Annotated in this window: 18 protein-coding genes; 5 read left to right on the forward strand and 13 right to left on the reverse strand. The window is 69.9% G+C overall.

What is annotated here, in order from left to right:
- Positions 1-1,132: aspartate kinase (locus Q0C81_RS08555; protein ID WP_291836460.1), on the reverse strand; the 1,132-nt coding region annotated here is incomplete at its 3' end.
- Positions 1,133-1,187: 55 nt separating this feature from the next.
- Here Q0C81_RS08555 and ubiG point away from each other — a divergent pair.
- The 3 genes from ubiG to Q0C81_RS08570 all read left to right on the forward strand — a co-directional run bounded on the left by ubiG (position 1,188) and on the right by Q0C81_RS08570 (position 2,714).
- Positions 1,188-1,991: a bifunctional 2-polyprenyl-6-hydroxyphenol methylase/3-demethylubiquinol 3-O-methyltransferase UbiG gene (gene ubiG / locus Q0C81_RS08560; protein ID WP_291836464.1), complete on the forward strand. Its 804-nt coding sequence runs from the start codon at positions 1,188-1,190 to the stop codon at positions 1,989-1,991.
- A 28-nt stretch (positions 1,992-2,019) separates the two neighbouring features.
- Positions 2,020-2,388, forward strand: coding sequence for a hypothetical protein (locus Q0C81_RS08565; RefSeq protein WP_291836467.1), 369 nt, complete (start codon positions 2,020-2,022; stop codon positions 2,386-2,388).
- 101 nt (positions 2,389-2,489) lie between these two features.
- Positions 2,490-2,714: a hypothetical protein gene (locus tag Q0C81_RS08570; protein WP_291836470.1), complete on the forward strand. Its 225-nt coding sequence runs from the start codon at positions 2,490-2,492 to the stop codon at positions 2,712-2,714.
- An 8-nt stretch (positions 2,715-2,722) separates the two neighbouring features.
- Here Q0C81_RS08570 and Q0C81_RS08575 read toward each other — a convergent pair whose 3' ends face one another.
- The 7 genes from Q0C81_RS08575 to Q0C81_RS08605 all read right to left on the reverse strand — a co-directional run bounded on the left by Q0C81_RS08575 (position 2,723) and on the right by Q0C81_RS08605 (position 6,954).
- Positions 2,723-3,256, reverse strand: coding sequence for a GNAT family N-acetyltransferase (locus Q0C81_RS08575; RefSeq protein ID WP_291836472.1), 534 nt, complete (start codon positions 3,254-3,256; stop codon positions 2,723-2,725).
- Positions 3,211-3,684 (reverse strand): DUF6265 family protein, encoded by a 474-nt coding sequence (locus Q0C81_RS08580; protein WP_291836475.1) that lies wholly within the window; start codon positions 3,682-3,684, stop codon positions 3,211-3,213. The genes Q0C81_RS08575 and Q0C81_RS08580 overlap by 46 nt, the downstream gene beginning before the upstream one ends.
- 32 nt (positions 3,685-3,716) lie before the next feature.
- Positions 3,717-4,544, reverse strand: a complete 828-nt coding sequence (locus tag Q0C81_RS08585; protein WP_291836478.1) for a helix-turn-helix domain-containing protein — start codon at positions 4,542-4,544, stop codon at positions 3,717-3,719.
- Positions 4,545-4,546: 2 nt separating this feature from the next.
- Complete coding sequence (locus Q0C81_RS08590) at positions 4,547-4,981, reverse strand: DUF1178 family protein (protein WP_291836481.1); 435 nt, start codon at positions 4,979-4,981, stop codon at positions 4,547-4,549.
- Positions 4,978-5,826, reverse strand: coding sequence for a carbon-nitrogen hydrolase family protein (locus Q0C81_RS08595; protein WP_291836483.1), 849 nt, complete (start codon positions 5,824-5,826; stop codon positions 4,978-4,980). Before Q0C81_RS08595 ends, Q0C81_RS08590 begins: the two co-directional genes overlap by 4 nt.
- The gene (gene grxC / locus Q0C81_RS08600; RefSeq protein WP_291836487.1) at positions 5,826-6,083 is read right to left on the reverse strand and encodes a glutaredoxin 3; all 258 of its coding nucleotides are present in this window, start codon (positions 6,081-6,083) and stop codon (positions 5,826-5,828) included. The genes Q0C81_RS08595 and grxC overlap by 1 nt, the downstream gene beginning before the upstream one ends.
- A 76-nt stretch (positions 6,084-6,159) precedes the next feature.
- Positions 6,160-6,954, reverse strand: a complete 795-nt coding sequence (locus Q0C81_RS08605; RefSeq protein WP_291836490.1) for a ComF family protein — start codon at positions 6,952-6,954, stop codon at positions 6,160-6,162.
- Here Q0C81_RS08605 and Q0C81_RS08610 point away from each other — a divergent pair.
- Positions 6,953-7,837 (forward strand): methyltransferase domain-containing protein, encoded by an 885-nt coding sequence (locus Q0C81_RS08610; protein ID WP_291836493.1) that lies wholly within the window; start codon positions 6,953-6,955, stop codon positions 7,835-7,837. The two genes, Q0C81_RS08605 and Q0C81_RS08610, sit on opposite strands and share 2 nt — an antisense overlap.
- A 13-nt stretch (positions 7,838-7,850) precedes the next feature.
- Here the strand turns inward: Q0C81_RS08610 and Q0C81_RS08615 are convergent, their stop codons facing one another.
- The 5 genes from Q0C81_RS08615 to Q0C81_RS08635 are packed head-to-tail and all read right to left on the reverse strand — an operon-like array spanning position 7,851 to position 11,106.
- On the reverse strand, positions 7,851-8,030 hold the full coding sequence (locus Q0C81_RS08615; RefSeq protein WP_291836497.1) for a Flp family type IVb pilin: 180 nt from the start codon (positions 8,028-8,030) through the stop codon (positions 7,851-7,853).
- Positions 8,031-8,052: 22 nt separating this feature from the next.
- Positions 8,053-8,463 (reverse strand): (deoxy)nucleoside triphosphate pyrophosphohydrolase, encoded by a 411-nt coding sequence (locus Q0C81_RS08620; RefSeq protein ID WP_291836500.1) that lies wholly within the window; start codon positions 8,461-8,463, stop codon positions 8,053-8,055.
- Positions 8,460-8,765, reverse strand: a complete 306-nt coding sequence (locus Q0C81_RS08625) for a hypothetical protein (protein WP_291836503.1) — start codon at positions 8,763-8,765, stop codon at positions 8,460-8,462. Before Q0C81_RS08625 ends, Q0C81_RS08620 begins: the two co-directional genes overlap by 4 nt.
- Positions 8,762-10,153: a bifunctional glutamate N-acetyltransferase/amino-acid acetyltransferase ArgJ gene (gene argJ, locus Q0C81_RS08630; protein WP_291836506.1), complete on the reverse strand. Its 1,392-nt coding sequence runs from the start codon at positions 10,151-10,153 to the stop codon at positions 8,762-8,764. The genes Q0C81_RS08625 and argJ overlap by 4 nt, the downstream gene beginning before the upstream one ends.
- Complete coding sequence (locus Q0C81_RS08635; RefSeq protein ID WP_291836509.1) at positions 10,150-11,106, reverse strand: peptidyl-prolyl cis-trans isomerase; 957 nt, start codon at positions 11,104-11,106, stop codon at positions 10,150-10,152. The genes argJ and Q0C81_RS08635 overlap by 4 nt, the downstream gene beginning before the upstream one ends.
- Before the next feature lie 239 nt (positions 11,107-11,345).
- On the opposite strand from Q0C81_RS08635, the gene Q0C81_RS08640 reads away from it, so the two are divergent.
- A partial coding sequence (locus Q0C81_RS08640; protein WP_367117987.1) for a DEAD/DEAH box helicase occupies positions 11,346-12,417 on the forward strand: 1,072 nt, incomplete at its 3' end.

Consider the following 12,417-nt stretch of genomic DNA (forward strand, 5'->3'; position numbering starts at 1 on the left):
TGGTCTGGCCGACACCCGCGTGACTGCGCATGCCGACGCCGACCACCGAGACCTTGGCCACGTCCTCATCGACGCGCAGCTCCTCGAAGCCGATCTGGTCCTGCGCGGCCTGCATCAGCTCGGCGGCGCGCTGGGCGTCTCTACGACCCGTGGTGAAGGTCAGGTTGACCGTCCCGGCGGTGCGGGCCTGCGACTGGACGATCATGTCCACGTTCACATTGGCGTCCGCGAGGCGGGTGAAGACATCCGCGGGGGCGTCGACCCGGTCGGACAGGCCCAGCAGGGTGATGCGGGCCTCGTCGCGGCTCATGGTCACGCCGGACACGATGCGTTTTTCCACGATCTCCTCCTCGTCGCAGATCAGGGTTCCACCCTTGTCGGGCATGACGCCGTTCGCGTCGGGTTCGATGAAGCTGGACAGGACCCGGACGGGGACCTGTTTCGCCATGGCCAGTTCGACCGACCGGGTCTGCAGCACCTTGGCGCCCAGGGACGCCATCTCCAGCATCTCCTCATAGGAGACCTTTTCGAGGCGCCGCGCCTTTGCTTCGATGCGCGGGTCGGTCGTGTAGACGCCGTCGACGTCAGTGTAGATGTCGCAGGGGCACTCCAGCGCCGCCGCCACCGCCACCGCCGAGGTGTCGGAGCCGCCGCGGCCCAGGGTGGTGATGCGCCCGTCGCGGGTGACGCCCTGGAAGCCGGGGACCACGGCGATCTCGCCCTTGTCCATGGCGGCGCCCAGCACCTCGCCCGGCACGTCCTCGATCCGGGCGCGGCCGTGGGCGTCGTCGGTCAGGATCGGGATCTGCCAGCCCATCCAGCTGCGGGCGTTCAGGCCCATGTTGCGCAGGGTCAGGGCCAGCAGGCCCGAAGTCACCTGCTCGCCCGAAGCGACGACGACGTCGTATTCGTCGTCGGACAGTTCGATACCCGCGCCGGGACGGCCGGCGCCGTCGGTCCAGGCGACCAGCTCATTGGTCTTGCCGGCCATGGCCGAGACGACGACCGCGATTTTCTTGCCCGAGGCGGCCTCAGCGGCGACGATGCGCGCGGCGCGACGGATGCGTTCGAGGTCGCCCATGGACGTGCCTCCGAACTTCATCACCAACCGATCTGACTCAGGCCGCGTCATCTTGCGCAGGTCGCTCCGTCTTGCGTGAAACGGCGCGCGGGTTCATCGCTGCGCCATGGTCGCTTCTAACGGCACGGTATCGGCGCGGGAACCCCAAGGCGCCAAGGAATTCAACGATCAGGCGGCGGGGCCGTCGATCGATCCCGCGGACGTGGCCCGCTTCTCGGCGCAGGCCGCCGAATGGTGGGACGCACGAGGGCCGTTCGCGCCCCTGCATCGCTTCAATCCGGCCCGGCTGGCCTTCGTACGCGACCGCGTCGCCGAACGGTTCGGCCGCGACGCGAAGACCCGAGAAGCCTTCGCCGGCCTGACCCTTCTGGATGTCGGCTGCGGCGGCGGCCTGATCGCCGAACCCATGCGCCGGCTGGGTTTCGCGGTCACCGCCGTGGACGCCTCTAGCGAGAACATCGGCACCGCTCGGGCGCACGCGGACCAGCAGGGGCTGGAGATCGCCTATCGCGCCGCCACGGTCGAGCAGCTGGAAGCCGAAGGCGCAGGACCGTTCGATGTGGTCCTGACCATGGAAGTCATCGAGCACGTAGCCGACCCGGAGGCCTTCGTGCGCGCCTGCTCGCGGCTGGTGAAGCCGGGCGGCCTGATGATCGTGGCGACCCTGAACCGCACCCTGAAGGCGCTGGCCCTGGGCAAGGTCGCGGCGGAATACGTGCTGCGCTGGGTGCCCGCCGGGACCCACGACTGGCGCCAGTTCATCCGTCCCGACGAACTGCGGCGGATGCTGTCGCACGAGCCGGTCACGGTGACCGGGCCCTATGGTCTGGCCTACGACCTGTTGGCCGACCGCTGGCGTGAAGGGCAGGACGCCGATATCAACTACATGATGATCGCCACCCGGGACTGATCCCCAGAGGGGCGACGAGGAGACATCCATGATCGCGCTGATGCTCGCCGGCCTTCTGGCCGCCGCTTCCCCGTCTTCCGCTTCGGCCCAGGAGCCGACCGCCACCGCGACCCGCGGTGCGCCGGGCATCTGCATCCGCTGGGCCCGCAACCGCTCCGCGCGGGTGGCCGAGGCGAGGGTCGTGCGCAGCTCGGGCAACGTCGCGCTGGACCGCCGCCTGGCCGAGGCCGTTCCCCAGATGGACTGGCCGGTGGGCGTGGACGACTATCGCGGCCAGTGGGTGGGCATCTGGATGGCGGTCGGCGGCGCCTCGACGCCGGAAGGCCCCCTGCCGGACTGCTCCAGCCTGCCCGACCGCAGCTGGACGCCCGCGCCGACGCCCGCTCCGGCGGGCTGAGGCCGCCTTACCGCGATTTCACCTACCTATCGGGCTTGTAACGGGATCGGCGCAACGACGCGTGCGACGTCTTCGGCATCACCTTCACCGGAGCCGATCCCATGAAACGCCTGCTGATCCTCACCGCCGTCGCCGCCGCCGCCCTGACCAACGCCGCCTGCGTGACCGTCATCGACGCCACCAGCGACTACGGGTGGTCGGGCGAAAACGCCCGGCCGTTCAAGGGCGCCCGTGACAGCTGCCGCGCCAGCGCGGGCCGCGACGAAGGCACCACGGCCTTCCTTCAGTGCATGGCCGACAAGGGCTGGACCCGCACCCGCGACTGACGGGCGGTCTACAACGGCCGCATCATGTAGCGGGCGTCGTCGCCGTAGCTGGCCAGCTTTTCGGCCATGCCCGGCGGGTCGCGGACCTCGAACCCGTGCCGGGCCCAGAAGGGCGCGGCGGCGTTGACCGCGACCAGGCTGACGGCGGGCCAGCCCGCCGCCCGGGCGGCGTCCGCCAGTTGCTCGACCACCGCGCCGGTATGCCCGCCGGCCCGCGCGTCGGGGTGGATGGCGAGGTCGTGCAGGTACATGACCGCCGCGTCGTCGGGAATCGCTTCGATCAGGGTGTTCAGCGCCGGAACGGCGTCGGCGCGCCACGGATAGGCGACGAGATAGCCCCGGGGCGGCCCGTCGCCGTCCGCCAGCACGAAGCAGCCGGACGCGTTCAGAGCCAACCGGTTCTCGAACAGCTCGCGGCCTTCGAAATGATCGGGAAAGCCGAGCACGGCGATGGCCGCGACGGCGTCCAGATCGACCGCCGTCATCGCCCGCCAGGTCAGGTCGGGCAGCGCGCGTTCAGTTCGGCCTTCTGGAACCGCCATCGGATCGCCCTCGCCTGTCCTTCGATCTCGCCCTCGATGCGGGCATTCAGCACATCGCCGTCGCGTTCATAGATGACCCGCTGCGGGAAGTCGTGAGCCGACTGCTGGAAGACGACCCGGTTCGGAGCGGACTCGATCACCGGAAACACGGTCAGGGCCTGCCCTTCGGGGTGGGCGAAATAGGCGAAGGGGGCGTTCGCTTCGGGCCCCGCCGGCGCGATCCGGGACAGTTCCCAGCCGACCTGGCCGTTGCGGACCGTGATCGAGGTTCCGGCCATCAGGTTCAGGCGCGGGACGCTCCAGGTCTCGGCCACCTCGCGCCCGCCCTCGCAGGACAGCCAGTAGCCGGACATCCACCCCAGATCGGGGCGAAGATCGGCCTGCGGTCCGGCGGTCAGGGCGGCGGTCAGGATCAGGGCGGTCAGCATGGTCGGGTCTCTCCCTCGGGTTCGAAGGCAAGCTAGGCCGGATGGTCGGCGCCGGGCTTGTAGGATTGCGACGCGATGGCCCGGGCCAGGGCCTGCTGCTCGCGCGCCCATTCGGTGGCGGTGCAACCGAGGAAGCGGCGGAAGTCACGCGCCATCTGCGGCTGGTCGAAATAGCCGGCCTCCAGCCCCGCATCCAGCCAGCCCTCGGCCTCGGGGCGGCCTGGATGGGCAGCGTGGTCGAAGACCCGGCGGAAGCGGAAGACCGAGCGCAGCATGCGCGGCGACACCCCGACCCGGTCGGCGAACCGACGCTGCAGGGCGCGTTGGTCGGCGGGCTTGCGAACCGGCGACGCCCGATCGGCGGCGGCGACCTCGATCTCGGCCCGGACCACCGGATCGACGGTCCAGCCGGCGCGGCGGCGCTGATCCGCCAGCCAGCCGGTGAAGGCCGCGACCTGGGCCTCCGGATCGCCGGCGGGGGCCGAGAAGCCCTTCAGCCGCTCGACCATGTCCAGCCGCCGGTCGGTGGCTGCGGCCAGGGGCAGCCCCAGCCAGTCGCGGGCGCCGTCGGGCGCGAAGCGGATCGCCACCAGCTCGGTCGGCCCCACTGGCCGCAGGGCCAGGGGCCGGGTCATCTGACCGGCGAACAGGGCGGAGGGCTGCAGCCGCCACTCGCCGTCCTCATCCTGTTCCTCATAGGGAGCGCCGATGTCGAAGATCAGTTCGGGGCAGCCGTCGGGCGCGATGCGTTGCACGACCGGCGCCGGGTCCGGATCGGCATAGGTCCAGATCACCCGCACGAAGGGCTTCAGCGCCGCGGGCGGCTCGAACTCCTGATAGCGCTCCCCGCCCCCCGGCATGCTCAGTTCACCCGGGACTTGTCGGGCGGCAGGGCCGGAAGCGGAGCGCAGGGCACGCCGTCGTCGCGCAGCTTCTTCACCTCGGCCACGGTGGCTTCGCCGTAGATCTCGCGCTTCTCCGAGCGGCCTTCATGGATGTCGCGCGCCTCGCGGGCGAAGGCGTCGCCGACGTAGTCGAAATTCTGCTCGACGTGGGCGCGCACCTCGCGGACGGCTTCCATCATCATGGTCTGCATCTTCGCGGCCGCATCGAGCGCGGGCGCCGATCGCTTCGTGCCCGCGACGGCCGGGGCCATGACCTGCTTGGTCACCCCGGTCGAGCCGCATATCGGGCACTCGACCAGTCCCCGCTCAGCCTGGTCGTCATAGTCGGACGACGAACTGAACCACGCCTCGAAGCCGTGGCCGTGATCACAGCCCAGGGCGTAGCGGATCATGCCGACAACGGAGCGGGCGGCGCGAAGTCGCGGTCGTGAGTCAGCTGTGGCACCGCGTTGCGGGCCTTGTCGACCGCATCGAAATCGAGCGTGGCGAACAGGACGCCCGGCTCGTCGGTGTCGAGCTTGGCGATCACCTCGCCCCAGGGCGCGACCACGGTCGAGCGGCCCCAGGTCCGACGACCGTCCTCATGCGTTCCGGCCTGGGCGGGCGCCAGGATGTAGGTTCCGGTCTCGATGGCGCGGGCGCGCAGCAGCACCTCCCAGTGGGCCTCGCCGGTCGGGACGGTGAAGGCGGCGGGGACGGCGATCATCTTCGCCCCGGCCTTGGCCAGGGCGCGGTGCAGCTGCGGGAAGCGGACGTCGTAGCAGATGGTCAGACCCAGCCCGCCCCACGGCGTCGGGGCCACCACGGCGGTCTCGCCGGGCCGCACAGAGGCGCTTTCGCGCCAACGCTCGCCGGTCGGCAGATCGACGTCATAGACGTGCATCTTGTCATAGGTCGCGGTCACCACGCCCGTGTCGTCGATCAGGATCGAACGATTGGCGGCGCGGTCGTCGCCCTCATGCCCCGACCGCACGATGGCCGAGCCGATCAGCAGCCAGACGCCGAGCTCCTTGGCCAGCGCCTTCAGCTTGGCCACCACCTCGTCGCGATCGTCGGGGACCAGCACGGCCTCGCGGGCGGCGCGGTCCTGGATCAGGAAATTGGTGGCCTCGGGCGTCAGGATCAGCCGGGCCCCGCCTGCCGCCGCCTGGCGGATCAGCGGCTCGACATGGGCGAAGGCGGCCCCGGGCGAGGCCGGGGTGCGCGTCTGGATCAGGGCGACGGAAAGAGTGCTCATCAGGCGGCGAGCAGTGCGTCCAGCTCGCCCTTGCGGTCAAGCGCATGCAGGTCGTCGGAGCCGCCGATGTGCTTTCCGCCGATGAAGATCTGCGGGAAGGTCATCCGGCCGTTGGAGCGCTGGATCATCTCCTGCTTCTTCTGCGGATCGTTCGAAGCGACGATCTCGGTGTAGTCCACGCCCTTGCGGGCCAGCAGGGCTTCAGCCGCCGCGCAATAGGGGCAACCGGGCTTGGTGTAGATGACGACGTCGGCCAATTTTATCTCCAGCTTGATGCGCCCCCTGTCGCTCGCCGCGCAGCGGCTCGCTGATCGAGGGGCTTGTTCTTCCCCCCTACATAGTCAGTTCGCGCACGGTTCGCACGCGGGCGATGACCGCCAGGTCCACGGCGCGGGCTCCGGCCTCCAGCAAAACCCGGGCGCAGGCCTCGGCGGTGGCGCCGGTGGTCAACACGTCATCGACCAGAAGAACGCGCCGCCCCTTGATCCGGCGCGCGCCCGAAGGGGTGACCGCGAAGGCCGCCTTCACGTTCAGACGCCGCCCGCGCGCCGACTTGCCGCCCTGGCTGGTGGTGTGGGCCTGACGCACCAGGGCGTCAGGCAGATAGTCGAGCCCCGCGGCCCGGGCCAACGGCCGCGCCACCTCGGCGGCCTGATTGAAGCGCCGCGACAGCAGCCGCCAGCGGTGCAGGGGCACGGGCGCCACCACATCCGCCTCGGCCAGCAGGGGCGCGGCGGCGCGGCTGAGCCAGCGGGCGAACAGCGGCGCGAACGGCTGGTGGTCGCCGTGCTTGAACTTCAGGATCAGGCCGCGCGACGCCTCGTCATAGAGGCAGGCCGCCCGCGCCCGGGCGAAGGCGTAGGGCTGGGCCAGGCAGGCCGCGCAACGCTCGGACGCAAACACTCCGCCGTCCATCTCGAACGCCGCGCCGCAGCCGTCGCAGACCGGGTCCTCCAGAAACACCACCCGGCTCCAGGCGTCGGCGGTGAGGCCGGCCGAGGCGGTGGCTTCAGGGCTGTCGTGGGCCAGCGGCGGCAGCAGCAGATCGGCCACGCCCCGGCCCAGAAGACGGCCGAAACCGGCTGCGGCTTCCCATCGCGTGCGCCAGACCCCATCCTGAAGGCTCATGAGCCCCTCCTCCGGTCCCCCCGTCATCTTCGACAGCCAGCGCCGAACGGCAAGGCTTCAGCGCAGCGAAAAGTTGTTTTCCGGCGCCGACTTCCTGCATGCGCGGGCGGCGCAGAACGCCGTCGACAGCCTGGACGCCCTGCTGCGCGACTGGCCCGAAGTCGCTGATCTATCGGCCCATCCCGGCCCGTTCGCCGCCGCCCTGGCCGACAGTCATGCCGCGCCGCGGGTCGGCGCCGTTAAGACGGTGGGCGACCGCCCGGCGCGCGCGGCCCCGGGCCAGACGCCGCTGGACCTGCCGGACCAGTCGCAGGACCTGATCGTCAGCCTGATGAGCCTGCACTGGGCCAACGATCTGCCGGGCGCCCTGAGCCAGATCCGGCGGGCGCTGAAGCCGGACGGCCTGTTCGTGGGCACGCTTCTGGGCGCGGGCACGCTGAAGGAGCTGCGCGCGGTGCTGACCGAGGCGGAGCTGGAACAGCGCGGCGGGGCCCAGGCGCGGGTCTCGCCCTTCGCCGATGGCTTCGACGGCGCGGCCCTGCTGCAGCGGGCCGGGCTCGCCCTGCCGGTGTCGGACGTGGACCGGCTGACGGTCCGTTATCCCGACCTGTTCGCCCTGATCCGCGACCTGCGCGCCATGGGCGAGACCAATGTGCTGGCGGGGGCGAGCCGTCCGCTCACGCGCGGCATCGTCGCCCGGGCGGCGCAGCTCTATGCGGAAAGGTTCGGCGAACCGGACGGCCGCATCCCCGCGACCTTCGAGATCGTCCACCTGGCCGGCTGGGCCCCGCACGAAAGCCAGCAGAAGCCCTTGCCCCGCGGCTCGGCCAAGATGCGGCTGGCGGATGCGCTGGGCGTGAAGGAGGAGACGGGGGAGGAGTAGGCCCGGCCGGCCGTCAGCCGCCCATCGCCGCGCGGATCGCATCCATGGCGCCGTTGAAGACGCCGCTGCCGGTCGCGCCGAAGGCGGTCAGGGCGGACAGGATCACCAGGAAGATCAGGGCGAGGATCAGCCCGTATTCGATGGCCGTGGCGCCGCTCTCGTCGCGCCGGAAGCGATCCAGGAAACGTTTCATCGGCGCCTCCCTTTCCGGACGGCTAGAGCAGATCGCGCAACCAGGCGATCAGGGGTTCGTCCGCCGGGGGCATGGGATAGTCCGGCAACTGCGCCGGCCGAACCCATTTCAGCGCCGAATGCTCATGCGCCTGAACCACCCCCGACCAACGTCGGCACAGGTATAGTGGCATCAACAGGTGAAATGACTCGTAAGCGTGACTGGTAAACACGAAGGGGGCCAGGCAGGCCTCGTTCACGTCGATGCCCAGCTCTTCCTTCAGTTCACGGATCAGGGCGGCCTCGGGACGCTCGCCCGGCTCGACCTTGCCGCCCGGGAATTCCCACAGCCCCGCCAGCTGCTTGCCCTCGGGCCGCTGGGCGATCAGCACCCGACCGTCGGTGTCGATCAGGGCGACGGCGACGACGAGGACGGTTTTAACGGGTTCAATCACAGGTTCCGTCCTATCCACCAGGCTTCGGATTGAAACTCGGACGGCGCGCGTTCCACGTCGGCCAATCCGCCATCCAGGCCCAGGGCCTCGAGCTCATCAAAGAAACGGGTCCGAAGAGGGTCCGGCAGGGCCTGTCCAGTGAAAGGGCAGAAGGAAATCTGCTGGACGACATCGCCGTCACGGACCCGCAGCCAGAATTCCCGCACTTTCGGCGAATAGCCGAGCCCGCACTCTCCGGCTTCGATAAACCGGAAGAGCTCGGGATAGCGACCACGCAATACAGATGCGGGCGCCGCGGTCACGACCGGTAGTCGCCGTTGATCTCGACGTAGCGCTTGGTCAGGTCGCAGGTCCAGACAGTGGCCGAGGCGCGGCCCGAACCCACGTCGACGGTGATGTCGATCTCGGAATTCTTCATATAGGCGCTCATCTTGGCCTCGTCGTAGGTCTGCGACGGGGCGCCGTCGACGGCGGCGACATGCGGGCCGAATTTGATGGCCAGGCGGTCGCGATCGACCGGCTCCTCGGTCTTGCCGACGGCCATGACGACGCGGCCCCAGTTGGCGTCCTCGCCGGCCAGGGCGGTCTTGACCAGCGGGCTGTCGGCGATGGACTTGGCCAGCTTGCGGGCCGAGGCGGGGCTGGCCGCGCCGTCCACCGTGACCTTGACGAATTTGGTCGCGCCCTCGCCGTCGCGGACCAGCTGGTGGGCGAGGTCGAGCATGACCTGGTCCAGCGCGCGGCTGAAGTCCTTCAGGCGGCGGTCGCCGACCCGGCCGATGCGCGGCGCGCCGCTGGCGCCCGTAGCGAACAGCAGGCAGGTGTCGTTGGTCGAGGTGTCGCCATCGACCGTCACGCTGTTGAAGGTCGTGCGCACGTGCAGGCCCAGCAGGGCGCGCAGCACGTTCGGATGGATGTCGGCGTCGGTGACGATGAAGGCCAGCATGGTGGCCATGTCGGGCGCGATCATGCCCGAACCTTTGGCGACGCCGGCGATGCGGACCTTGTGCCCCTCGATGTCGCACTCGGCGTACGAGCCCTTGGGGAAGGTGTCCGTGGTCATGATGGCCTGACCGGCGGCGGCCCAATTGTCGGAATCCAGCCCGGCCTCGATGTCGTGCAGGCGGGCGGCGATCTTGCGGTCGTCCAGCACCACGCCGATCACCCCGGTGGAGGCCAGCATGACGTCGCGCTGGCGGCAGCCGAAGCGTTTGGCGACCTCGGAAGCCGTGCGGCGGGCCGCATCGGCTCCGGCCTTGCCGGTGAAGGCGTTCGCGCAGCCGGCGTTGACCACCAGCGCCCGCACGTCCTGGCCGCCGTCCTCGGCGCCCAGATGGCGTTTGCACCAGTCGACCGGGGCCGAGCCGACCTTGTGGCGGGTGAAGACCCCGGCGCAGCTGGTGCCGCGCGCGAAGCTGAACACCACCAGATCGTCGCGCTCGTGCTTGTAGAAGCCCGCGCGGCCGGTCGCGATCTCGACCCCGCCGATTGGCGGGATGACCGGGAAGGGCACGGCCAGCGGCGACACCTGCAGACCGGGCTTGCCCGGCGCGGGGGCGGCCGCCGCGGGTTTCGACGGAGTGGTGGCGCGCTTGATCGCCGTGGTCACCGGCTCCAGCGCCTTTTCGAAGGCCTGTTCGATCATCTGGCCGGTCGAACCCCGACCGGGGGGAGTGGGCGTCTTGCTCATCGGGCCTTGGCGGGAACGGGGGCGGAAACAGGGGCGGGCGAGGCGGTCGGCTGGGCAGGAGCGGCCGCGGGCGGAACGGCGGCCGAGGCCGGTTCCTGCGAAGGCGCGCCCTCGCCGCCCAGCAGGACCTCGACGGCGGCCTTGCCGCGCAGTTCCTCGAGCAGCTGGCGCACGCCTTCATAGGTCAGGTAGCGCACGATCTGCGGCCGGGCCTGCTCCATGGTCGGCGGGGTTTCGCGGCGGCGGTCCTCGACCCGCAGCACGGCCCAGCCGCCCTCGGTCTGGAAGGGACCGACGGTGGAGCCGGCGGGCCGGTCCCGCAGAGCGTTGCGATAGGCCTCGGGCATGACGTCCAGCGTCGAATAGCCCAGGTCGCCGCCCGAGAAGCGGGTCGCGTCGTCGATCGACCGCTCCATGGCCACCGCCTCGAAGGCCGCGCCCTGCCCCAGGATGCCGACCACGGCGTCGGCCTCGGCGCGGGTGCGCGACAGGATCAGGCGGGTGCGGACCTCTTCCGAGGTCCGGGCCAGATTCAGCTGCCCTTGGTAGATGCCCTCGACGGCCTTGTCGGAAATCTTGTCGTTGACCACCGTCTCGACCAGCATGTCACCGAGGATGCGTTCGCGGGTGGCGGCCAGGCGGCGCTGGGCCAGGGGCGAATTGTCCAGCCCCCGGCGCTCGGCCTCGTGGGCCAGCAGCTTCTGGTCGATGACCTCGTCCAGGACGCGGCGGAACAGGTCGGAGGTCACGTCCAGCGGCTCGCCCTCGCCCACCAGTCCCTGCGCCACGGCCTCGCGCTTCACGTCGGAGGCCCAGATGGTCTCGTCCTGGATCTTGGCCACGGCGCGGTCGCCGGGCTCGGGCGGGCGGTCGGAGCCGCCGCCGCGATCACAGGCGGCGACCGTCAGCGCGAACGCCATCAGCAGGGGAAACAGGACGCGGGAAGGCCTCATGCAGACGCGCTCCGTCGGCGGGCGGCGAAAGGCCCTCGCGTTGACAGGGATAAGGCCGGTGCTTAAGTCCCGGCTGCGCCCAAGTCGAGGGGTTTTCGATCGTTCGCGCGGCCCTCGCGCGCGCCTGTTTTCAAGGGCGCACCGGGCCGTCGTCGCCGGAGCCCCTCTGCGGCGTCCGCCGCCGCCCTTCCGGGACCACAACCAGAGCCATTTGTCGCTCGCCCGCCTTCGGATCCTCCATGCTCGGCTTTGCCAAGAAGATTTTCGGCTCCTCCAACGACCGCAAGGTCAAGGACTTCATGGGCCGCGTTCAGAAGATCAACGCGCTGGAGGAGAAGTACGCCGCCCTCTCGGACGACGAGCTGCGGATGATGACCGACGCCTTCCGCGACCGTCTGGCCGGCGGCGAGAGCGTCGACAAGATCATGAACGACGCCTTCGCGGTGGCCCGTGAGGCCTCCAAGCGCGTCCTCGGCCAGCGCCAGTATGACGTGCAGCTGACCGGCGGCATGATCCTGCATGAGGGCGGCATCGCCGAGATGCGCACCGGCGAGGGCAAGACGCTGGTCGCCATCGCCCCGGCCTATCTGAACGCCCTGTCGGGCAAGGGCGTCCACGTCATCACCGTGAACGACTACCTGGCTCGCCGCGACGCCGAGTGGATGGGCCGCGTCTATCGCTTCCTGGGCCTGGAAGTGGGCGTGATCGTCAACGGCCTGTCGCAGGGCCAGCGCCAGGCCGCCTACGCCGCCGACATCACCTACGGCACCAACAACGAATTCGGCTTCGACTATCTGCGCGACAACCTGGTCTACGACCGCAAGGAGATGGTGCAGCGTCCGCACCACTTCGCCATCGTCGATGAGGTCGACTCGATCCTGATCGACGAAGCCCGGACCCCGCTGATCATCTCGGGCCCGACCGAGGACCGCTCCGACCTGTATGTGACGGTCGATGCGATCATCAAGGAACTGATCCAGGACAAGACGACCTACGACCTCGACGAGAAGCAGCGTCAGGCGTTGCTGACCGAGGAAGGCTCGGAGCTGATCGAACAGTTGATGGAAGAGCGCGGCCTGTTCGCCGAGGACACCACCGGCCTGTACGACGCGGCCAACATCACCCTGGTGCACCACATCAACCAGGCCCTGCGCGCCAATACCCTGTACCAGAAGGACAAGGACTACATCATCAAGGCCGGCGAGGTCATGCTGATCGATGAGTTCACCGGCCGGATGATGACCGGACGCCGCCTGTCCGAAGGCCTCCACCAGGCCATCGAGGCCAAGGAGGACGTCAAGATCATGCCCG

Origin of the sequence: Brevundimonas sp. (genome assembly GCF_023259385.1) — a bacterium.
Lineage (GTDB): Bacteria > Pseudomonadota > Alphaproteobacteria > Caulobacterales > Caulobacteraceae > Brevundimonas.